21 protein-coding genes are annotated in these 21,999 nt (G+C 53.0%); 12 read left to right on the top strand and 9 right to left on the bottom strand.

Translation table 11 applies throughout. From position 1 onward, the window contains the following. Positions 1 to 56 precede the first annotated feature (56 nt). From gpsA to ACI2J2_RS23265, 4 genes are read right to left on the bottom strand one after another with little or no spacing between them, the layout of a single operon-like run. On the bottom strand, positions 57 to 1,076 hold the full coding sequence (gene gpsA / locus ACI2J2_RS23280; protein WP_265556750.1) for an NAD(P)H-dependent glycerol-3-phosphate dehydrogenase: 1,020 nt from the start codon (positions 1,074 to 1,076) through the stop codon (positions 57 to 59). Then, positions 1,076 to 1,546 (bottom strand): protein-export chaperone SecB, encoded by a 471-nt coding sequence (gene secB, locus ACI2J2_RS23275; protein ID WP_004953255.1) that lies wholly within the window; start codon positions 1,544 to 1,546, stop codon positions 1,076 to 1,078. Before secB ends, gpsA begins: the two co-directional genes overlap by 1 nt. A gap of 59 nt (positions 1,547 to 1,605) precedes the next feature. Further along, positions 1,606 to 1,854 carry a glutaredoxin 3 gene (gene grxC, locus ACI2J2_RS23270; protein WP_037421687.1) on the bottom strand — a complete coding sequence of 83 codons (249 nt, stop codon included), beginning with the start codon at positions 1,852 to 1,854 and terminating at the stop codon, positions 1,606 to 1,608. 28 nt (positions 1,855 to 1,882) lie between these two features. After that, positions 1,883 to 2,317 (bottom strand): rhodanese-like domain-containing protein, encoded by a 435-nt coding sequence (locus tag ACI2J2_RS23265; protein WP_209640071.1) that lies wholly within the window; start codon positions 2,315 to 2,317, stop codon positions 1,883 to 1,885. Between the two features lie 300 nt (positions 2,318 to 2,617). Between ACI2J2_RS23265 and gpmM the strand changes: the two genes are divergently transcribed. Genes gpmM through ACI2J2_RS23250 form a run of 3 tightly spaced genes read left to right on the top strand, consistent with a single transcriptional unit; the run spans position 2,618 to position 6,477 of the window. Next, the gene (gpmM, locus tag ACI2J2_RS23260) at positions 2,618 to 4,162 is read left to right on the top strand and encodes a 2,3-bisphosphoglycerate-independent phosphoglycerate mutase (protein WP_404760935.1); all 1,545 of its coding nucleotides are present in this window, start codon (positions 2,618 to 2,620) and stop codon (positions 4,160 to 4,162) included. Positions 4,163 to 4,171: 9 nt separating this feature from the next. Next, a complete protein-coding gene (envC, locus tag ACI2J2_RS23255; protein ID WP_209640077.1) occupies positions 4,172 to 5,506 on the top strand; it encodes a murein hydrolase activator EnvC in 1,335 nt (444 codons plus the stop codon). A 2-nt stretch (positions 5,507 to 5,508) separates the two neighbouring features. Further along, positions 5,509 to 6,477, top strand: coding sequence for a divergent polysaccharide deacetylase family protein (locus ACI2J2_RS23250; protein ID WP_404760934.1), 969 nt, complete (start codon positions 5,509 to 5,511; stop codon positions 6,475 to 6,477). 31 nt (positions 6,478 to 6,508) lie between these two features. On the opposite strand, the gene tdh is transcribed toward ACI2J2_RS23250, so the two are convergent. Next, complete coding sequence (tdh, locus tag ACI2J2_RS23245; RefSeq protein ID WP_037421692.1) at positions 6,509 to 7,534, bottom strand: L-threonine 3-dehydrogenase; 1,026 nt, start codon at positions 7,532 to 7,534, stop codon at positions 6,509 to 6,511. A gap of 9 nt (positions 7,535 to 7,543) precedes the next feature. Continuing rightward, positions 7,544 to 8,740, bottom strand: coding sequence for a glycine C-acetyltransferase (kbl, locus tag ACI2J2_RS23240; protein ID WP_209640082.1), 1,197 nt, complete (start codon positions 8,738 to 8,740; stop codon positions 7,544 to 7,546). A gap of 240 nt (positions 8,741 to 8,980) precedes the next feature. Here kbl and rfaD point away from each other — a divergent pair, with 240 nt between their 5' ends. From rfaD to ACI2J2_RS23210, 6 genes are read left to right on the top strand one after another with little or no spacing between them, the layout of a single operon-like run. Then, positions 8,981 to 9,910, top strand: coding sequence for an ADP-glyceromanno-heptose 6-epimerase (gene rfaD / locus ACI2J2_RS23235; RefSeq protein WP_209640085.1), 930 nt, complete (start codon positions 8,981 to 8,983; stop codon positions 9,908 to 9,910). Positions 9,911 to 9,932: 22 nt separating this feature from the next. After that, positions 9,933 to 10,979, top strand: coding sequence for an ADP-heptose--LPS heptosyltransferase RfaF (gene rfaF, locus ACI2J2_RS23230; RefSeq protein ID WP_404760933.1), 1,047 nt, complete (start codon positions 9,933 to 9,935; stop codon positions 10,977 to 10,979). A 2-nt stretch (positions 10,980 to 10,981) separates the two neighbouring features. Next, positions 10,982 to 11,947 carry a lipopolysaccharide heptosyltransferase RfaC gene (rfaC, locus tag ACI2J2_RS23225; RefSeq protein ID WP_209640090.1) on the top strand — a complete coding sequence of 322 codons (966 nt, stop codon included), beginning with the start codon at positions 10,982 to 10,984 and terminating at the stop codon, positions 11,945 to 11,947. Continuing rightward, positions 11,944 to 13,113, top strand: a complete 1,170-nt coding sequence (locus ACI2J2_RS23220; protein ID WP_404760932.1) for a glycosyltransferase — start codon at positions 11,944 to 11,946, stop codon at positions 13,111 to 13,113. Before rfaC ends, ACI2J2_RS23220 begins: the two co-directional genes overlap by 4 nt. Before the next feature lie 22 nt (positions 13,114 to 13,135). Next, entirely contained in the window at positions 13,136 to 14,371 is a 1,236-nt protein-coding gene (locus tag ACI2J2_RS23215) for an O-antigen ligase family protein (protein WP_404760931.1), read from the top strand. A gap of 4 nt (positions 14,372 to 14,375) precedes the next feature. Next, positions 14,376 to 15,359 (top strand): glycosyltransferase, encoded by a 984-nt coding sequence (locus ACI2J2_RS23210; protein WP_404760930.1) that lies wholly within the window; start codon positions 14,376 to 14,378, stop codon positions 15,357 to 15,359. A gap of 2 nt (positions 15,360 to 15,361) precedes the next feature. Here ACI2J2_RS23210 and ACI2J2_RS23205 read toward each other — a convergent pair whose 3' ends face one another. Both ACI2J2_RS23205 and ACI2J2_RS23200 read right to left on the bottom strand, forming a co-directional pair. Beyond that, complete coding sequence (locus ACI2J2_RS23205; RefSeq protein ID WP_265556757.1) at positions 15,362 to 16,459, bottom strand: glycosyltransferase family 9 protein; 1,098 nt, start codon at positions 16,457 to 16,459, stop codon at positions 15,362 to 15,364. A 1-nt stretch (position 16,460) separates the two neighbouring features. Next, the gene (locus ACI2J2_RS23200) at positions 16,461 to 17,417 is read right to left on the bottom strand and encodes a polysaccharide deacetylase family protein (RefSeq protein ID WP_404760929.1); all 957 of its coding nucleotides are present in this window, start codon (positions 17,415 to 17,417) and stop codon (positions 16,461 to 16,463) included. A 211-nt stretch (positions 17,418 to 17,628) separates the two neighbouring features. Here ACI2J2_RS23200 and rfaQ point away from each other — a divergent pair, with 211 nt between their 5' ends. From rfaQ to ACI2J2_RS23185, 3 genes are read left to right on the top strand one after another with little or no spacing between them, the layout of a single operon-like run. Next, positions 17,629 to 18,711 (top strand): putative lipopolysaccharide heptosyltransferase III, encoded by a 1,083-nt coding sequence (rfaQ, locus tag ACI2J2_RS23195; RefSeq protein ID WP_404760928.1) that lies wholly within the window; start codon positions 17,629 to 17,631, stop codon positions 18,709 to 18,711. Continuing rightward, positions 18,708 to 19,835, top strand: a complete 1,128-nt coding sequence (locus tag ACI2J2_RS23190) for a glycosyltransferase family 4 protein (RefSeq protein ID WP_404760927.1) — start codon at positions 18,708 to 18,710, stop codon at positions 19,833 to 19,835. The genes rfaQ and ACI2J2_RS23190 overlap by 4 nt, the downstream gene beginning before the upstream one ends. Before the next feature lie 2 nt (positions 19,836 to 19,837). Next, positions 19,838 to 20,935, top strand: coding sequence for a glycosyltransferase (locus ACI2J2_RS23185; RefSeq protein WP_404760926.1), 1,098 nt, complete (start codon positions 19,838 to 19,840; stop codon positions 20,933 to 20,935). A gap of 34 nt (positions 20,936 to 20,969) precedes the next feature. Here ACI2J2_RS23185 and ACI2J2_RS23180 read toward each other — a convergent pair whose 3' ends face one another. Continuing rightward, positions 20,970 to 21,983, bottom strand: coding sequence for a glycosyltransferase family 9 protein (locus tag ACI2J2_RS23180; RefSeq protein ID WP_265556789.1), 1,014 nt, complete (start codon positions 21,981 to 21,983; stop codon positions 20,970 to 20,972). Positions 21,984 to 21,999 lie beyond the last annotated feature (16 nt).

Below are 21,999 nucleotides of genomic sequence, written 5' to 3'. Positions count from 1 at the left end.
ATGCCGCCCAGCATATCGGTTTATACCCGTCAAATGTTAAGCCACAGGGTTATAAATTACCCGCTGTGCTTTTCATCTTTTCTGGTGCGCCCTAACAGGCTCAGAGCGGCTTCCCGGGCATTTTTATGGCAATACAACACCTGGTAAATCTGTTCGGTAATCGGCATTTCCACGCCGTAGCGTTGTGCCAACGCCAATACCTCTTTGGTATTGCGATAGCCTTCGACAACCTGGCCGATGCTGTCCTGCGCTTCTTGCACGCCTTTCCCCTGCCCCAGCATAATACCGAAGCGACGGTTGCGCGATTGATTATCGGTGCAGGTTAACACCAAATCGCCCAGACCAGCCATGCCCATAAAGGTCGAAGGATCAGCCCCCAGAGCCGAGCCGAGGCGGCTCATTTCCGTCAGGCCGCGAGTAATCAATGCAGTACGTGCGTTAGCACCAAAACCGATGCCGTCTGACATGCCGGCGCCGATGGCAATCACGTTCTTCACGGCCCCGCCCAGCTGTACACCGATAAAATCGGGATTGCTGTAAACGCGGAAGCTTTTGCCACAGTGCAGCAACAGTTGCAGATCTTCGGCAAACTGCGCATCTGTGGAGGCCAATGCAATCGCGGTCGGCAAACCCGCAGCCAGTTCTTTGGCGAACGTCGGCCCTGAGACCACCGCCAGCGGGATAGCATCACCTAGCGCTTCACGCGCTACGTCCTGCAACAACCGGCCCGTTTCCGCTTCCAGCCCCTTGGTCGCCCACACGATGCGGGCATCCGGGCGCAGATGGGGTTTTAACTGACGCAGCACATCGCCGAACACATGGCTGGGTACCACCACCAGCACATCGCGGCTGGCAGCCAGCGCGTGCGCCAGATCGGCTTCGAGCAATAACGTGTCGGGGAAAGCGACGTCGGGAAGAAATGCCTGGTTGCAGCGATCGCGCTGCATTTTTTGAATCTGCTCGGGATTATGGCCCCACAGCACCACAGAGTGGCCATTACGCGCCAGCGTAATGGCTAATGCGGTGCCGTACGAGCCGGCACCGATAACGGTCATTGAAGCATTGACGGTGTTCATCAGGCATCCTGATGTGGTGCGGCACCTTCGCCTTCCGCCTGCTGTTGCAGATAGTTCATGAACAGCGCGTCAAAGTTAACCGGTGCCAGGTTCAACTGCGGGAATGTACCGCGAGAAACCAGGCTGGTGATGCACTCACGTGCATACGGGAACAGAATGTTCGGGCAGTATGCACCCAGGCAATGCGCCAGCTGCGTACCATCGATGCCCGCTACGGAGAAGATGCCCGCCTGCTGCACTTCACACAGGAACGCAGTTTCTTCACCCAGAGATGCAGTCACGGTTACGCGCAGTACAACTTCATACACTTCGTCAGCCAACTGGCTGGAAGCTGTATCTAGATCCAGTTTAACTTCCGGCTGCCATTCTTGCTGGAAAACCTGCGGAGCGTTTGGCGCTTCGAAGGAGATATCCTTGGTGTAAATGCGCTGAATCTGGAAAGCCATCTCTGTGCTGTTTTGTTCTGACATGTGTGTAATACCCTTGGTTAAACGTCCTTATTGACACTCAGTAACCGGCAGCCGCCCGCTTAAAGCAGCGGATCCAGACCACCACGAGTATCGAGTTCATATAAATCATCGCAGCCGCCGATATGTTGGCCATCGATGAAAATCTGAGGCACGGTGGTGCGCCCACTGCGCGCAATCATCGCTTCGCGTTTTTCATTATCGCCATCAATGGCGATTTCGTTAAACGCAGCGCCCTTACTGTTCAGCAACGCTTTGGCGCGATGGCAGAACGGGCAGGTCGCTTTGGTGTAGATATCAATGTTAGCCATGAATTACCACCTCAAATACGTTAAACAATTACTTACCGCGCACCAGTGGCAGGTTTTCCCCGCTCCAGCCGGCAATGCCGTCTTTCAGCGTAGTGACGTTTTCGAAACCGGCTTTGCTCAGATTTTCTGCAGGTTCACGGGAGGTCGTGCCATTGGCACAAACCACGATGATTGGCTGAGCCTTGTGTTTTTCCAGCTCGCCCAGGCTGCCGCTTTTGATTTCGCTGGCGGTCAGGTTGATGGCGTTGGCCAGGTGGCCTCTGCGGAAATCATCACGGCTGCGGGTATCTACCACAACGGCATCTTCTTTATTAATCAGGCGAGTGGCTTCACCACGGGTGATCTCTTTCACCTTTGAGAAACGGCTCTTGAACGTCATGACGATCACCGCAACCAGCAGGGCAATCCAGGCCAGGCTCAGTATGGGATGCTTGCTAACGAATTGCATAATTTCTTGCAGCATGGGGTATAACAACTCCCGTCAGTTAAGGGAAAAAATAACTCAAGGTTCCAGAGTATACCTGCCGAGTGCAGCAAATACAGCCAATAAGCAAGCGCTATTGCAGAAACTGCGGGCCACGCTGAGAAATTCTCGGTGTCAGAGCATAAAAGGCCGCCTTGTTCACTGCAACTTTGATCTCTCTGGGCTCTTTTTAAGCGGCCACGTTGTAAAATCAGGCAGTTTTCGAGGGTGAATAGCCATCAACCCGATCGCGGATTGATGGCTATTCACAACTTAGAAGTTCATAACGAGGTTAATGCAATGTCGAGTAACAAAAAGCCGATGGTACTGGTGATTCTGGACGGTTATGGCCACCGCGAGGAGCAACAGGACAACGCCATTCTGAACGCAAAAACACCGGTGATGGATCGTCTGTGGCAACAGCAGCCGCACACACTGATCGCCGCGTCTGGACTGGATGTCGGCCTGCCTGACGGCCAAATGGGCAACTCTGAAGTTGGTCATGTCAACTTGGGCGCCGGGCGCATTGTTTATCAGGACCTGACGCGACTGGACAAGGAAATAAAAGAAGGTGATTTCTTCACCAACGCAACGCTGACGGCCGCGGTCGATAAAGCCGTTCAAGCAGGCAAGGCGGTGCATATCATGGGGCTGTTGTCACCGGGCGGTGTACACAGCCACGAAGACCATATTATGGCGATGATTGAACTGGCCTCACAGCGCGGTGCCAAAGCCGTTTATCTGCACGCTTTCCTGGATGGCCGTGATACCCCGCCACGCAGTGCAGAAACCTCCCTGCAACGCTTTAGCGACGCCTTTGCCAAATTGGGTACCGGGCGCATTGCGTCGCTGATTGGCCGCTATTACGCCATGGACCGTGATAACCGCTGGGACCGCGTGCAACTGGCCTATGACCTGCTGACTCAGGCCAAGGGCGAATACGTTGCCGACAACGCGGTTGCTGCCCTGCAGGCGGCCTATCAGCGCGGTGAAAACGACGAATTCGTGAAGCCGACTGTACTCCAGGCTGCGGGGGAAGCGGCCGCCGAGCTCAATGACGGCGACGCACTGATTTTCATGAACTTCCGCGCCGATCGCGCACGTCAGATCGTTCGCGCCTTCGTCAATACAGATTTCGACGGGTTCCCGCGCGACAACGTCATCAACTTTGGTGATTTCGTCATGCTGACCGAATACGCCGCCGATATCAAAACCCCCTGCGCCTACCCGCCGGCATCACTGAACAACACCTTCGGCGAATGGTTGATGAAGCATGACAAAACGCAACTGCGTATCTCGGAAACCGAAAAATACGCGCACGTGACTTTCTTCTATAACGGTGGCGTTGAAGAACCTTTCGCTGGGGAAGATCGGGTTCTGGTCAATTCACCGAAGGTCGCTACCTATGATTTGCAACCTGAAATGAGTGCCGCAGAGCTGACCGACAAACTGCTGACCGCCATTGGCAGTGGCAAATACGACGCCATTATCTGTAATTACCCTAATGGTGACATGGTGGGGCACACCGGCGTCTATGACGCGGCAGTGAAGGCGGTAGAAACGCTGGATAACTGCATCGCTCAGGTTGTCGAGGCGGTTAAGGCCGTCGATGGGCAGCTGCTGATCACCGCCGATCACGGCAACGCCGAACAAATGCGTGATCCGGCAACCGGTCAGGCTCATACCGCCCACACCAGCTTGCCCGTGCCGTTGATTTACATCGGCAAGCCTGCCAGCGCAGTCAATGGGGGTAAGCTTTCCGACATCGCACCAACCATGCTGACACTGATGGGAATGGAAATCCCGCAAGAGATGACTGGTAAGCCGCTGTTCATCGTGGAATAATCCTTCCCTATGAGGGAAAAGGCGTTTTTTGCACTATCAAGGGTAACCCGAAGCGCAAACACAGGCAGCCAATCGCTGCCTGAACGCACTGCGCCAAGGAAGTTAACCACCATGTGCGCCAGCGTATTTTACGCTGGCGTCTTGTTGTTGCCGCTCGCCAGCCAGGCTGCGGAAGACAACAAATCCCAACTCAAAGACATCCAGCAAAGTATCGCCGAGAAAGAAAAGGCGGTTAAGCAGCAGCAACAACAGCGCAGCTCTTTGCAGGATCAACTGAAGCAGCAAGAAAAAACTATCGCACAGGCAAGCCGCCTGTTACGCGACACGCAAGGCACATTGAACCAGTTGGGGAAAGACATCTCCGGTTTGAACGCTTCAATTGCCAAGCTGCAAAAACAGCAATCCACCCAGCAGAATATCCTCGCAAAACAGCTTGATGCCGCCTTCCGACAAGGCCAGCACAGCGCAGTGCAATTGGTTCTTAGTGGTGAAGAGAGCCAGCGCAGCGAGCGTATTTTGGCCTACTTCGGCTACCTGAACGAAGCACGGCAAAAAACGATTGAAGAACTCAAGCAAACCCGTGCCGAACTGGCGAAGCAGAAAACAACGCTCGTGGCCAAGCAAGGCCAGCAAAAATCGCTGTTAGGCGAGCAACAAACACAGCAGCAAAAGCTGGAGCAGGCACGTGGCGCACGTAAGAAAACGCTAACCGCACTCGAAGCCTCGCTGGAAAAAGATCAGCAACGTCTGGTGGAACTACGCCAGAACGAAACCCGCATGCGAGACCAGATTGCGCGTGCCGAACGTGAAGCCCGTGCTCGTGCTGAACGCGAAGCACGTGAAGCGGCAAAGGTACGTGAACAGGTTCGTGTTAAAGAGCAGCAAGCGAAAAAAACCGGCACCAGCTATAAACCAAGCGAAGCCGACCGCTCGCTGATGGCCCGGACCGGCGGCCTGGGCCGACCAAACGGGCAAGCAATATGGCCAGTACGCGGCCGCACCCTGCACGGTTTTGGCGAACAACTGCAAGGTGAGTTACGCTGGAAAGGTATGGTCATTGAGGCCAGAGAAGGCAGCGAAGTAAAAGCGATCGCCGATGGCCGCGTATTGCTGGCCGACTGGCTGCAAGGTTATGGGCTGGTTGTCGTCATCGAACACGGTAAGGGTGACATGAGCCTGTATGGCTATAACCAAAGTGCACTGGTCAACGTCGGTGCGCAGGTGCGAGCAGGTCAACCGATAGCCTTAGTCGGCACCAGCGGGGGTCAGGGCACACCATCGCTTTATTTCGAAATTCGTCGCCAAGGTCAGGCCGTTAACCCACTACCGTGGTTGGGAAGATAGATTTGCGCTATATCAAAACCCGTACTGTCGTACTGATTGGCTGTCTGTTGCAAGTCTGCACTGCACAGGCAGGGAAACTGTCCATCGTCATCGATGACGTGGGTTATCGTCCGCATGAAGAAGGCGCTGTACTGCAAATGCCAACGGCGATATCAGTCGCCGTATTGCCTAATGCTCCCCATGCCCGTTTGATGGCCACCCGCGCCCACAGTCAGGGCCGCGAAGTGCTGATTCATATGCCAATGGCACCGCTCAGCAAGCAACCGTTGGAACGTGATACATTGCAGCCTTCCATGAGTAGCGAAGAGATCCAGCGCATTATCCGCAATGCGGTTAATAATGTGCCCTATGCGGTGGGTATGAATAACCATATGGGCAGCGCCATGACGTCTAGCCTGCCAGGCATGCAAAAAGTCATGCAGGCACTCGACAGTTATCAGCTTTATTTCCTCGACAGCATGACCATCGGTAACAGCCAAGCTACCCGAGCGGCGGCCGGAACGCACGTGAAGGTCATCAAGCGTAAGGTGTTCCTGGATGATACTGCCAACGAAGCCGATATCCGACGTCAATTCAACCGTGCGGTAGACTTGGCACGCCGTACGGGATCGGCCATCGCGATTGGTCACCCGCGTCCAGCCACCGTGAAGGTGCTGCAGCAAATGCTACCAACGCTACCAGCAGATATCGTGCTGGTAAAACCCAGCGCATTGCTCAACGAACCACAGGGCAACAGTAGCGGCGGCAATAATTATGTTCCACCGCCGGTCAAACAACCGAAACCACAGCCGAAGAACCCGTTCACCGGTGGCATCAAGCAGTGTAAGGTCAAGTTGCCGAAAGAAAAAGTCAACGCGAGCACGGTGATTAACGTGATCGGTGAAAGCGTGGCGCAATCGCCAGCGGTGACATTCATCAAACGCCAGTGGCAACGCTGGGCGGACACTGCACCAGCGAAACCAAAAGCATAAAAAAAGGCCGGGATTCCGGCCTTTTTTACAATCAATCCCAGCTCAACACCACTTTCCCGGATTGACCGGAACGCATGGCGTCAAAGCCCTCTTGGAACTGGTCGATAGAGAAACGATGGGTAATAATCGGCGTCAGATCCAAACCAGACTGGATCAGCGCAGCCATCTTGTACCAGGTTTCAAACATCTCACGGCCGTAAATCCCTTTGATAAACAGCCCTTTGAAGATCACCTGATTCCAGTCGATCGACATGTCAGACGGCGGAATCCCCAGCATGGCAATGCGGCCACCGTGGTTCATCGCGTTGAGCAGTGAACGGAATGCCGGTGGTGCGCCGGACATTTCCAACCCCACGTCGAACCCTTCAGTCATGCCCAATTCAGCCATCACGTCGTTCAGATTTTCTTTGCTGACGTTTACCGCACGGGTCACACCCATTTTGCGCGCCAAATCCAGACGGTATTCGTTAACATCGGTGATCACCACATGGCGAGCACCAACGTGTTTACACACGGCTGCGGCCATGATGCCGATCGGCCCAGCACCGGAAACCAGCACATCTTCGCCAACCAGATCAAATGACAGTGCGGTGTGCACCGCATTGCCGAAGGGGTCAAAAATAGACGCCAGCTCATCGGAGATATTGTCTGGGATCTTGAACGCGTTAAACGCCGGGATCACCAGATATTCAGCAAACGAACCAGGGCGGTTCACACCGACACCCGTCGTGTTGCGGCACAGATGCGTACGGCCGCCACGGCAGTTACGGCAATGGCCGCAGGTGATATGGCCTTCACCGGAAACACGGTCACCGACGTTGAACCCTTTGACTTCCTGACCGATGGCAACCACCTCACCCACGTATTCGTGGCCGACCACCATAGGTACCGGGATGGTTTTCTGCGACCATTCATCCCAGTTATAAATATGAACATCGGTACCGCAGATCGCAGTTTTACGGATTTTAATCATGATGTCGTTATGGCCCAGCTCCGGCTGAGGCACATCGGTCATCCAAATCCCTTCTTCCGCTTTCAATTTTGACAATGCTTTCATGGTTTTACCTTATGCAATAACGCCAAGATCTTTACCGATACGAATGAACGCCGCAATCGCACGTTCAATTTGCTCCGGGGTATGATCGGCGGACATCTGGGTACGGATGCGCGCCTGGCCTTTCGGCACCACCGGATAGAAGAAACCCGTCACATAAATGCCTTCCTTGAGCAGCGCATTGGCGAAATCCTGCGCCAGTTTTGCTTCACCCAACATCACGGGGATGATGGCGTGATCGGCCCCGGCCAGCTCAAAGCCTGCCGCGGTCATTTTTTCACGGAACAGGCTCGCATTGGCCCACAGACGATCACGCAATGCGTCGCCCTGCTCCAGCAGTTCCAGCACTTTAATCGAAGCGGCAACGATCGCCGGCGCCAGCGAGTTGGAGAACAGATAAGGACGCGAACGCTGACGCAGCCATTCCACCACCTCTTTCTTCGCCGCGGTATAACCGCCAGAAGCCCCGCCCAACGCCTTGCCCAACGTGCCCGTAATGATGTCAACACGCCCCATCACGTCGCAATATTCGTGAGTACCACGCCCATGAGCACCAACAAAACCCACCGCGTGGGAATCATCAACCATCACCAACGCCTGGTATTGATCCGCCAGATCGCAAACCCCTTTCAGGTTGGCAATCACGCCGTCCATTGAGAACACACCGTCGGTGGCGATCATGATATGGCGTGCACCGTCAGCCTTGGCTTGCTTCAGCTGTGCGGCCAATTCGGTCATATCGTTATTAGCGTAACGATAACGTTTCGCCTTACACAACCGGACACCGTCAATGATCGACGCATGGTTCAGCGCATCAGAGATAATGGCATCCTCCGGGCCCAGCAGGGTTTCGAACAACCCACCGTTAGCATCGAAGCAGGAGGAGTACAGGATAGCGTCTTCCATCCCGAGGAAATCAGCCAGCTTTTGCTCCAACTGTTTATGACTGTCCTGAGTCCCACAAATAAAGCGTACCGACGCCATACCGAAACCGTGGCTGTCCATGCCAGCCTTGGCCGCGGCAATCATCGCCGGGTGGTTAGCCAAACCCAGATAGTTGTTAGCGCAAAAGTTAATCACATGACGGCCATCAGCAACGGCAATATCCGCCTGCTGAGCAGTGGTGATAATGCGCTCTTCTTTGAACAGCCCTTCGCTACGGGTGGTTGCAAGTTGTTGTTCCAACTGCTGATAAAAAGACGCGGACATTCGGTTATCTCCAGGATTGGTCTGTTTTCAACATATTTTACTGATTTGTAACCAAACTGACGAGAAACTGCGGGAGAGAATATGAAAATTGCAGCAGATATCACGGCAAAGTGCTGCCGGACTCGACATCGCGGGATATTCGGAGCCCGTCCGATGTTTGCGGCGACATGAAATGCTATTATAAGCGGCATTGAGCGTGGGGCACCGTGTCCCACCGGGCAGAATAACAGGGGTAACCCAATGATTATCGTTACTGGTGGCGCCGGCATGATCGGCAGCAACATCATTAAAGCGCTGAATGACACAGGGTATCGCGATATCCTGGTGGTCGATAACCTGAAAGACGGCACCAAATTCGCCAATCTGGTGGATCTCGACATCGCCGACTATATCGACAAAGAAGATTTCATCGCCAATATCGTGGCCGGTGACGATCTGGGCGAAATCGATGCAATCTTCCACGAAGGTGCCTGTTCGTCCACCACCGAGTGGGACGGCAAATACATGATGGACAACAACTATCAGTACTCCAAAGATGTGCTGCATTACTGCCTGGATCGTGAGATTCCGTTCCTGTACGCCTCGTCTGCAGCCACCTACGGCGGTCGTGAAGAATTTATCGAAGAGCGTCAATTCGAAGAGCCGCTGAACGTCTATGGCTATTCCAAATTCCTGTTCGACCAGTATGTACGCGAAATCCTACCGCAAGCCGACTCACAAATTTGCGGCTTCCGGTACTTTAACGTTTACGGCCCACGTGAAGGCCACAAAGGCGGTATGGCCAGCGTCGCATTCCACCTGAACAACCAGATCAACCGCGGTGAGAATCCAAAACTGTTCGACGGCAGCCAAGACTTCAAGCGTGACTTTATCTACGTTGGCGACGTGGCAGCCGTGAACCTGTGGTTCTGGAAAAGCGGCGTCTCCGGCATCTTCAACTGCGGCACTGGCCGGGCGGAAACCTTCCAGGCCGTGGCCGACGCAGTCGTCGACTTCCATCAGAAAGGTACGGTAGAAAATATCCCGTTCCCAGAAAAGCTAAAGGGCCGCTATCAGGCATTTACCCAAGCCGATCTGACCAAGCTGCGCGCTGCCGGCTATGACGCACCGTTCAAAACGGTCGCCGAAGGCGTGAAAGAGTACATGGCTTGGTTAAACCGCACCGCTTAAGCTGAAGGGAATCACCCCGGGTATGAAAATACTGGTTATCGGCCCTTCATGGGTTGGCGATATGATGATGTCGCAAAGTCTCTACCGCACCCTGAAGGCCGAGCACCCGACGGCAGAAATTGATGTGATGGCACCGGCCTGGTGCCGTCCATTACTGGCGCGTATGCCGGAAGTCAATCAAGCACTGTCGATGCCGTTAGGCCACGGCGCATTGGCACTCGGTGAGCGTCGTCGTTTGGGGCATGCCCTGCGCGCCAACGGATACGATCGCGCTTACGTGTTACCAAACTCATTCAAATCCGCACTCGTGCCATTCTTTGCCAACGTGCCGCAGCGCACCGGCTGGCGCGGGGAAATGCGCTACGGCCTGCTGAATGATGTTCGCGTGCTGGACAAGGCCGCCTTCCCGCTGATGGTGCAACGTTATGTGGCACTGGCCTACGACAAACAGCGCATTCAACGCGCAGAAGATCTACCGCAACCGCTATTGTGGCCGCAACTGCAGGTCAGCGACGAAGAAATTGCGGAAACCACCGCCGCCTTCAATCTGACCGATCACCGACCGATTATCGGTTTTTGCCCAGGTGCCGAATTTGGCCCGGCCAAACGCTGGCCACATTATCACTATGCCTCTCTGGCGCAGAAGTTGATCGACCAAGGCTATCAAATCGCCCTGTTTGGCTCTGCCAAAGATAATGAGGCGGGCGAGCAAATTCGCACGGCGTTGGATGACGACGCACGCGGTTTTTGCATGAACCTGGCTGGGGAAACCCAGCTTGAACAAGCGGTGATCCTGCTGGCTTCCTGTTCGGCTGTGGTCAGCAATGATTCCGGCCTGATGCACGTTGCAGCCGCATTGAACAAACCGCTGATAGCCTTGTATGGCCCAAGTAGCCCGGACTTCACCCCACCGCTGTCCGACAAGGCCAAAGTGATCCGCTTAATCAGTGGTTACCATAAGATACGCAAAGGCGATGCCGATCAGGGTTACCATCAAAGCCTGATCGATATACAGCCACAGCAGGTGTTGGACGCGCTGACGCCGTTACTTGCCGCCAGCGAGGAATAAGCATGCAGGTGTTGATTGTAAAAACGTCCTCCATGGGGGATGTACTCCATACGCTACCGGCGTTAACGGATGCCATGCAGGCCATTCCCGGCATCCGTTTTGACTGGGTGGTAGAGGAGGGGTTTAGCCAAATTCCCACTTGGCACCCGGCGGTGGACCGTGTGATCCCGGTGGCAATCCGCCGTTGGCGCAAAAATTGGTTTGGCAGTGAAACCCGCCAGCAACGTTGTGACTTCAAACGTGTGGTGCAAGAGCGCGACTACGATGCGGTGATAGACGCCCAGGGGCTAATCAAAAGCGCGGCGCTGATCACCCGTATCGCCAAAGGCAGCAAGCATGGCCAGGACAGCAAAAGCGCCCGCGAACCCTTTGCCAGTTGGTTCTACAACTTTCGCCATGACATCGATAAGCGGCAACATGCCGTCGAACGTACGCGTGAGTTGTTCGCCAAAAGTCTGGGCTACGAAAAACCCGACAGCGTCGGCGATTACGCCATTGCCGCCCGCTTTCTCAATCATCTACCGGCCGACGCCGGGCAATATCTGGTGTTTCTGCACGCCACCACCCGCGATGATAAACACTGGCCGGAATCTCATTGGCGCGATCTGATTAAACTGATGGCGCCAAGCGGGCTGAAGATCAAATTGCCGTGGGGCGCGGAACACGAACGCCTGCGTGCACTGCGTTTGGCGGAAGGCTTCCCGCATGTGGAAGTTTTGCCAAAGCTTAGCCTGCAGCAGGTTGCCGAAGTGCTGGCCGGCGCAAAAGGCGTGGTTTCGGTCGATACCGGCCTCAGCCACCTGACCGCCGCGCTCGACAGGCCGAACATCACGCTGTTTGGGCCCACAGATCCAGGCTTGATAGGTGGTTACGGGCAGAATCAACATTCCCTGATATCTCCGGAAAAAAACATGGCGACTATCACCGCCGATTCCGTCTGGGACGAGCTGCAAAAGGTTATTGGATGAAAAAGCTGCACATTATCAACTTAGGGAAAATGGGCGGTGTTGAACGCCTGTTCCTGCAGTATATCAACGACACAACCGACGGCAGTAACGAGGTGATTTGTATCAGCAGTGAGATCGGCGAAGAGATCCGCCGTCAAATGCCTGACCAGAAAGTCACATTTGCCAACCGGCTGATTAATTCACTGCCGCTGCGTTGCCCACAATTCTTGCGCAAATACCTGCTCAAAAGAAAAATCGAGAAGGCCAACGCCGACGTGGTCATCGTTTGGGATTTGGTGCCCGGTCTGGCCGCTAAGCCTAAACGCGGCAAAATGATTTATTACGACCATGGCTGTTCATGGCGCTATCCGAAAAACCACAAGACATTACGTTTTCTGGCCATGCTGGACGGTTGTATCTCGGCGTCCTACGCCTCTAAACGGGTGATGGCGCTGCGGTTCAATCTGCCCTGCCCGAATCACGTGGTGATCAATCGACTGAAAACGCCCTCAGGGATCAGCGATAGCCTGAAACCGCTCAGCAAACCGATCAGAATAGGTACTGCGTCACGGTTGGTCAGCCTGAAAGGCATCAGCGTATCATTATTGATGATGCAGGAGCTGCTGCGCCGCGGGCACGATGTCACCCTGGAAATTGCAGGCAAGGGGCCAGACAGAGCTGAATTTGAAGCCTTGGCGGAAAAACTCAAACTGGGCGACCGAGTCACCTTCAGCGGTTTCCAGGATAACGTAGCGGATTTCTTCAACCGCACGCATATCTATATGAGTACGCCAATCACCGAGCCCTTCGGCTTATCCTGTATGGAATCGCTGTATTTTGGCGTACCGGTAATTTTCCCGCAGGTCGATGGCCAGCCTGAAGTGATTAAAGACGGGCTCTGCGGCATTGGCTTGACCCCCTCGGTAACGATTGAAGAACACCAACGGCTAACGGGCATCAAGGTGGATTTCCCTCACGATGTTTATGACCCGGTTAGTGATACGTTGGTAATGCCTAAGCTGCTGTCGCACCTTGAGTGCGCAGATGCGGTGGAAAAACTGATGAATCCCGCAGACTATCAAAACATGAGCCGACACGCACAGCGCTATCCCATCGAACATTTCAGCTATGCTTTGTTCAAAACCGAGTTTGATGACGCGCTGAAATCATTTATTGCCCAACCGTAATGTGAGCCGGAAACCAAGCCCCATGCTACTCAAAGAAACCACACCGCACCCAGCCTTCAGTTATCTGATCTATTTGGGATGCGCTATCGCGTTTTGCACTATCCCCTTCGGCTCCGACACCGGGCGCAATATCTTTTATATTTCCAGTTATATCTCGTTCATCGCCGTATGTTTAAACCTAAAATATTACGTTAAAAACAAAAGAAACCTTATCGTGCCCGTTCTGTTCTTCTGCGTAGGCATGGGCAGTATTTTCTGGTTGCAGCATTTCAAACAGCCAGGCGAGTACATCAATATTTACCGCTCTTATATGTCGACCGGAAAACTGCTGATCGCCACCGCTTTCATTCTGCTGATTGCGGTAAATGAACGCCTTTGTATGCAACGCGCATTCATTGTAATTGCGTTGCTGGCGGGCATTGCGGTCAACGGTTATTCCCTCTATCAGGGCTTGTGGCTAGATATTCCACGTATCGAAATCAACTTTGACCGCGCTACCGTTGCCGCTTATCTGATTACCGCCATCAATTTGGTGATGATGCAGGCAATATTGATGCTTCGGACAAAATACCGCATCCCGTTGTACATTATCGGTTTCTTATTCACCTTCTCAACGCTGGTGCTCACCGGAACGCGGGCGGCAATGCTGGTGTATCCGGTTGCGGTTGCCCTGTCGATATTGGCGACGAAGAACCTGATCTCCCATAAGCATAAGATACTGTTGGTCACTTCAGTGCCACTGTTATTACTCGCCAGTGGTTTTGTTTTCAAATCACAGATAGAACAACGTATTGCGGCGTTTCAGACGGATCTACGCCTCATTGACCAACCTGAGACTGAAAACTCGATTATTTCCAGAGTCTCTATGCAGATTATTGCATTACGCACTGGCTCAGCAGCGCCATTTGGGCAATCAGCAGAACAGCGCGGGGCAGAAATCCGTGCAATTGTCGCGCACGAACCCCATTTGTCCGGCGTCATGCCTTATATCAATGTGCATCTGCACAACGAATTGCTAGAGACCTACTCACTCAAAGGGGTCTGGGGCCTACTGTTTTTACTGGCGCTCTACGTTGGCCTATTTGTTTCTTCACTTAAGCCCTACCGTAATGCGTTATTGCTGGGTGTGACATTCAGCCTGTTTGTTTACGGGCTCAGCGACGTCATATTATTTAGTACTGAAGGTACGGCGATTTTTTGCCTGGCGATTATTGCCAGCGTACTGTCAGTGAAGAAAACGCCACCCGCGCAGGATTAAAACCATGTACTCTTCATCGCCTCTGCTCAGCGTTATTGTGCCATTTTACAATAACGAAGACTTCGTGGTCGCCAGCCTGAGTTCGCTGTTCAACCAGATTGGCGATGATATTGAAGTGGTCATCATTGATGACGGTTCAACAGATGCATCCGCTGGGCGAGTCAGCGAACTGCTGGCCAAATGGCAGCATCCGCATGTCACCTTTATCTCGCAAAAAAATGGGGGTATCGCCAACGCCCGCAACGTCGGGCTGCATCATGCTCAAGGGCGCTATATTACCTTCCTTGATGGCGATGATTTATTGAGTGACGACTATCTGAGCATCCTGCGTCCACTGCTGATTGCCGATGAAGACGATCTGATCGATTTCAATTACCAGAAGTTTACCGACATTCCGCCAGTGCAACCCGCCGTTACGACCATACAGCGTAGCGTTTATGATTTTGCTAATCACGGCCTTGCCTGCCTCACCCCTTTGTTTGCCAACTCGATGTGGCACCTCTGGAGCCGGGTCTATAGACGAAGTCTGCTTGAGGGTGAGTCATTTGAAAACGGTCGGCGTTATGAAGACGTGATCTTCACGCCTTTCCAGTATTTCAAAACCCAGAAAATTGCTCATCTCGATCACGTGCTTTATTTTTATCGCGACAACAGCCACGGGATTACCCGTAATGTTAAAGCCAAAGACATTGAAGATATGCTGTTTGCTATCGACAAGATGCTGCTCTTTATTGACCAGCATCCGGGGGATGAACCGTTGCGACAGTTGGCGGCGTTAATGCTCGCCAACTGTTTCTCTGAGGTGAAAAGCATGTCGAAGGTATTGTATGGCTACTACTATTACCCAGCTGAGGCGCTGCATATCTTTAAACGCCTGGCCGACGTATGCCGTAATAGCGCGGTGCCACGTAAAAAAATCCGGCAAATGCATTACGCGTGGGTAGATACCTGTTTGTCAAAAATCCGCTGGCGATTAAAAAAGCGCTAAATTCACGCCTTATCCAACGACAGGTGATCCACTATCTCATCGTAAATCCGCTGTGGCTGGATCACGCCCATTGGGCTTTCCGCCTCAAGCGGCATGGTATAGCCAGTGCGAGATACCTGAATAATTCGATGAAGCTCCAAATCCTGAATGGGTCCGGTAGAACGTGAGTCGGCAGTCACAAACAGACTGATGGTTTTTACCTTCAGCGCGACCGCCAGATGCAGTGGCCCGGTATCGCCGGTGATCAGGACGTGGAAACTGTCTATCAACGTCAACAACGCCTGCAACCCCGTTTTCCCAATCCTATTGTCCACGCAAGCTCGGGTTTCAGGATTGACCTGATTCAGGAACTGCTGTGCCTTCCCGTCATCAAAAGGCCCACCAATCAGCACAATACGCACGTTGGCCTGCTTAGCCACCAGTTCGTCGGCAAGCCGGACGAAATGTGATACAGGCCAGCAACGTGACTCGGTTGAAGCCCCCAGCTGAAACCCAATCGTACAGTGATCGCGGCTTTTTACACCCGGCTGGTAAGGCGCTGGAATTTCCATTGTTGGATCATCGCTGCGGCAACCCAGGATAGAAATCAGCTCCAGCTTACGACGAATAAAGTGGCCGTAGTAATGGAAGATGTAATTGGTCAACCAGGGTTCAAGCCCACAAATACCGGAACTGTAATTATCCCTGATAATGTATTTGGCCCCGGATAATACGGCGCTGATAATGTCATACGGCAGATGAGAATGCAGGATAAGCGCCAAATCCGGCTGATGCTCACGTAATGACTTCAACAGCGGGCGCATGGTTTTTATTTTACTGTCCCAATACACCACACGATCATAGTAGCGACCGTTCTCAACCAACTCCTGATTCTTTTTATGCACCACCAGCGTGATGTGCGCGTCGGGATAGCGCTCCCGCATTGCACGTAACGCAGGCGTATTAAACATAAAGTCGCCCAGCGCCGTGGTGGAATAGATGACGATGTTGTCAAACTGAAGCCGACTGTCGAAAGTCGTCTTATCCTGGAAACGGCCGGACTTAGCGGTATAACGGCGCAAAAACCAATCCGCGAGCTTAATCTTCCATTTTTTCGACATGTCAGTTCACTTTAAGTTGATAATACTCGGCCAGCGTCATGCCCACCGTACGCTGCTGCAACCAGGCAAACAGCTGCTCCAAATCACGGTACAACACGTCAATATCCTGCTGCGTTTTAAATGTCGGGCTGCCGCCCGGCATAAACTCGGAAGAGTGAAGCATAAATTCAACGTAGTCATTGCCTTGAGCCAGACAACGCTCCACCACCGACTTCATTTTCTCCAGATTACCGCCGCTTGGCCGCAACCAATTCGCCGACGGCGAGCGCTGCTTGCCACGCAAGCGATCGTAACCTTGTTTCAGCGTATTCATCAGCGCCGAATGTTTATACTGGATGCTCATCGGTACTTCCAGCAGTGATGAGGAACCCGCCCTGGCGATATTGTCAGGATCGATAAAATAGGCGTGTGATGGGAAATGGCGGTAGTCGGTACCGCCATTGCCTTGTGGGTTACCCGGGGAGTATTGCCAGTTAACACGCGGTGTAACCGAACAATCTACCTGATAGCCATATTCCAACAGCAGAGCAGCATAATATTCATTAAACGCCCAACGGCCGGCACGATGGCTGAGCATCTTGGTCTGAAAGCTATCTTCCAACAGCTTGGTCATATGATCGACTTTTGCACGGATTTGATCGGCCGGATACTCGATCAGATAAGGCTTATGGCGCCAGTCGTCGTCGGTCAAGGGCGTTAACGGCGGGCTGTTCCAAGCATGCAGGTGCATACCCACTTCCCCACAGCCACGTGCAATGACATCGCGAGCAAACTCGACATATTCTGCATCCACCGCCATTTCATAATTAGTGAGGTACACTGGCTTAAAGCCATATTTCTCACATAGCGCCTGAAAGCGCGGCAAAAATCGCGTGTTTTCGGTCGAAATGCGATCGTGGTTTTGCCACAGATTATCGCCTTCGGTATCAATGGTGATGAGAAACGCCGGTTTAGTCATAAATATCGAGCCTGATATCAACAGAATGCATTATGTTACGCAGGGCGTTTCGCCAGGGCAAACGACTTTACTGCCTGGTTTGGACAACGTTGAAGGCCTTTTGTCTCCCTCGCGCGTTATTTTTTCACTTCACGGCAAGAAAACTGTGCAACAGTAGCCACATGCGATCGGGTCATTTAGAATCAAACATTGGTTTCCCAGAAAGCGACTCATGATGAACGACGCGCCAGCCTTAGCTCCTGATACCTCGATACAGCGTATTCTGATCGTTAAACTTCGCCACCACGGCGACATGTTGCTGACAACTCCGGTCATCAATACTCTGCGGCAAAACTACCCTCAAGCGCAGATTGACGTACTGCTGTATAAAGAAACCCAGGATATGCTGGCCAGCAACCCCGCTCTGTCGAATGTCTTCGTTATCGATCGCCAGTGGAAAAAGCAGGGGACAAAAGCACATCTGAATCATGAGCTTAATCTGATCCGGCAGCTCAAGGCGCAGCGTTACGATCTGGTGGTCAATCTGGCCGATCAGTGGCGCAGTGCCCTTCTCACCCGGCTGACCGGGGCACGCATCCGGTTGGGGTTCGACTTCCCCAAGCGGCAGGGTTTTTTATGGCGTCATTGCCACACACATTTGGTGCCGGTTACTGATCACGCCCACCTCCATACCGTCGAACAAAACCTGTCGCTGTTACACCCCTTAGGCCTGCCAACCGTCAGCCAACAGGTGACCATGAGTTATCCGCCCGAGGACTGGCAAACCTGCCAGCAACTGTTACAACAACAGGGCATTACCGATGACTTTATCGTGATACAGCCGACCTCACGCTGGTTCTTCAAGTGCTGGAGTGAAGAAAAAATGGCCGCTACGATAAGTGCATTGCAGGCTGACGGCCACCGGTTGGTGATCACTTCCGGGCCAGATGCAAAAGAGCAGGCCATGGTGGAGCGTATTCTGGCGCTCTGCCCGGCACAAGGTGTGGTTTCATTGGCTGGCCAACTGACGCTGCGGCAACTGGCAGCCCTGATCGATCACGCCAAATTGTTTATCGGCGTAGATTCAGTGCCTATGCACATGGCTGCCGCACTGCAAACCCCCTGCATTGCGCTGTTTGGCCCTTCCAAGCTGGTGTTTTGGCGCCCATGGCAGGTGATTGGCAGCGTGATCTGGGCCGGAGACTACGGCACCTTGCCCGATCCAGACGCCATCAATACCGGCACCGATGAACGGTATCTGGACCTTATTCCTACAGACGTGGTGATTGCAGCCGCGCGGAGCACGTTGGTATGAAAGCATTTCGTTTGGCGATCGTTCGCCAAAAGTACCGCCCAGACGGTGGGGCTGAGCGTTTCGTTTCGCGCGCCCTCGAGGCACTGGAACAACAAGACCTCGACCTGAACGTTATCACCCGCGAATGGCAGGGTGATGCCAATCCTGATTGGCACATCCACCTGTGCAATCCGCTGAAATTCGGCCGTATTAGCCGTGAGCGCGGCTTTGCCGAAGCGGCCAGAGCACTGTGGCAGAAAGAAGAATTCGATCTGGTACAGAGCCATGAGCGTATCCCCGGCTGTGATATTTACCGCGCCGGCGATGGCGTACACCGCCGCTGGTTGTTACAACGCGCCCGTTTGCTGCCGGAATGGCGCCGTAAATGGCTGTTCTCAAATCGTTATCACCGTTATGTGATGTGTGCAGAGCGCGCAATGTACGCCGCCCCAGAATTGAAAGCCGTCATCTGCAACGCCGAAATGATTAAACAGGAAATCATCGATGATTTTGGCGTACCCGCCGATAAAATTACGGTGATCTACAACGCCATTGATAATCAAAAATTCCTGCCTGCAACGGCTGAGCAGCGCCAGCAGCTTCGCGCGCAGTACCAGATCCCACAACAGGCGCATTGCCTGATCTTTGTCGGCTCCGGTTTTGAACGTAAAGGCTTAGCCGCCGCCATCCGTGCCGTTGCAGCCACCGACAGCTATCTTCTGGTGGTCGGCAAAGACAAGGCCGAAAAACGCTATCAGGCGTTGGCGCAATCACTGGGTTGCAGCGATCGCGTGCGGTTTATGGGTGTACAGAAACAGACGCTGCCGTTTTATCAAGCTGCCGATGCGCTGTTGCTACCCACGCTGTATGATCCTTTCCCCAACGTGATTCTGGAAGCCATGTCCTGCGGCTTACCGGTCATAACCAGTACCACCTGCGGCGGTGCTGAGTTTATCACCCAAGGGCATAATGGCTTTGTCACCGATGCTCTCGACGTCCCCGCGCTGATTGAGGCGATCGCGGCGTTACCGCGTCAGGCTTTAGGCTCCGCCATGGGTGAGGCCGCAAGATTGCGTATCATGTCGGCCACCCCGGCTCACCTGTCGGAACAGCTGATATCCCTTTATAACCGGCTGCTGGATTAACTATGCGTATTCTGATGATTATCGACGGCCTACCCGGTGGAGGCGCGGAAAAAGTGGTGCTAACACTGTGCCAGGGCATGCAGCAAATGGGCCATGACGTTAGCCTGATTTCATTACGCGATGTCTGTAACTACCCGATCCCCTCCGGTATTCACTATCAGGTCGTCGCCGATCACAATCGCTCACCCTGGCGTAAAGTGACGGAGCTATCACGCCGTGCTGCCGCACTGGATCGCGCGATAGCCGACATTGAGCGCCAACATGGCATCTATGATTTGGTGTTCTCCAACCTGCATAAAACAGATCGCATCGTCAGCCGCAGCAAGTTGCTCTCCTCAGACCGCCTGTGGTTCTGCATTCATGGCATCCTGTCGACGTCCTATCTCGGTCACCGCAAAGGGCTGGATCGTTGGTTGAAACAGCGGAAAATCGCTGCGGTTTACCAAGGCAGAAATATAGTTGCCGTCTCACAGGCCGTAGGGAACGATTTACAGCAAAACTTGCCGATCCACCCAAGCCGGTTAGCCGTGATCAACAACCCGTTCGATATTGATGCTATTGCACAGCAAGCAGCAGCCCCCTGCGAGCTGGCTGGCCAGGATTACCTGGTGCACGTTGGGCGCTTTCATCCACACAAACGGCACGATCGCTTGTTGAAAGCCTATGCGCTGTCGGGCATACAGGCGCCATTGGCCCTGGTTGGAACCGGCAGCGAAGCTAACATAGAAGAAGCGAAACAGCTGGCAAAACAATTAGGTATCGCAGAGCGTGTGCTCTTCCTCGGATTCCAGGCTAACCCCTATCCGTTTATTCGCCATGCATCATTGTTGGTGCTCAGCTCTGACAGTGAAGGCTTTGGCAACGTGCTGGTGGAAGCCCTGCTGTGCGATACGCCGGTAGTCAGCACTCGCTGTCCGGGTGGGCCTGCGGAAATTCTGGAAAAAGCGGGAATGGATAACGCACTGGCGGAGCTCAATGAAAAATCATTGGCAGAAAAAATGGCAGAAATTTACGCCAAACCACCCAAAATCAATCATGACCAATTGCTGAGCTATGGATTAACCCCTATTTGCCAGCAGTACCTGGGCCTCAAAAAATAAATTAAAGGCAGGGGAAACCCTGCCTTATTTATAATTAATTTAATGCCTGTATTTTATCCCAGACATCATCAACGGGCACATCAATACAGTCGCCCGATTCAGTTTGCAGAATATGATAACGCCCAGACCAGGGGTGCCAAGATTCTTTATCCGTATCGCCAAAGAATACAACCATATCTTTATTCAGTGCCGCAGCCAGGTGCATTTGTCCACCGTCACTGCACAGCACTCTGTCGCATAAATCGAAACCGGCCAGTAATTCACGTACTGACGCCGTTGGATACAGTGCTACACGCTCATTTTTACACAGCGCCAACAGTTGCTCTGCGCGTTTTTGATCGCCGATATCGTCCGGCGTCAATGTCCCCTGCGGGGACCAGAAAATCAAGACGCCCGTGTTCTTCTCAGCAAGTAAGCGGTTGATAATTTCGGCATAGCGCTCTATAGGCCAACGTCGTTTAGGGCTACGACTGCTGATGTGAACAGCGCACAATCGATCGACCGGTGGCAGGTATTCTTGCAAACGCTTCGCGGCCTGTTGGCGCTCTTCCTGGGTCAAAAACACCCGTACCGGGGGAATCGGAATATGTTGTTCAGTAATGGCCGAGAGGTAACTGTAAGTATGTTCTACCTGGTGCTTGCCACTAAAATTTTCTTTGCGGAAAGGATGATGAATATCAGACGTCCCCAAATCTGCGCCAATAATATTACTGACACCCGCCATTTTTGCCAATCGCAGGCTGTACTTACAGGGAACGGGGTTAGCCAAGATCGCCGCATCGAATTTTATTTTTCGCAGTTTCAAAAAAATCATCAGTCGCTCAAAATAAACCCCTAATGTGGTTTCATTCTTCGCCTTGTGCTTTGCCTTTTTATAGACAAACACGTTTTCAAGATGGGGGTTATTTTTTACAACATCCTGGCTGACTTTATTGATTAACAGATAAAGTTTGGCATCCGGATAGGCAATTTTCACCCCTTCGATTAGCGGGGTAGTACAAACAAGATCGCCAATGTTGTCACGGCGAATAATTAAAATATTCTTCATTCCAAGCCTATCAGCG

It is taken from the genome of Serratia sp. NPDC087055 (assembly GCF_044900985.1).
GTDB lineage: Bacteria > Pseudomonadota > Gammaproteobacteria > Enterobacterales > Enterobacteriaceae > Serratia.
The sequence above is the reverse complement of the archived record's forward strand: the minus strand, read 5'-3'. Positions and strand labels throughout refer to the sequence as shown.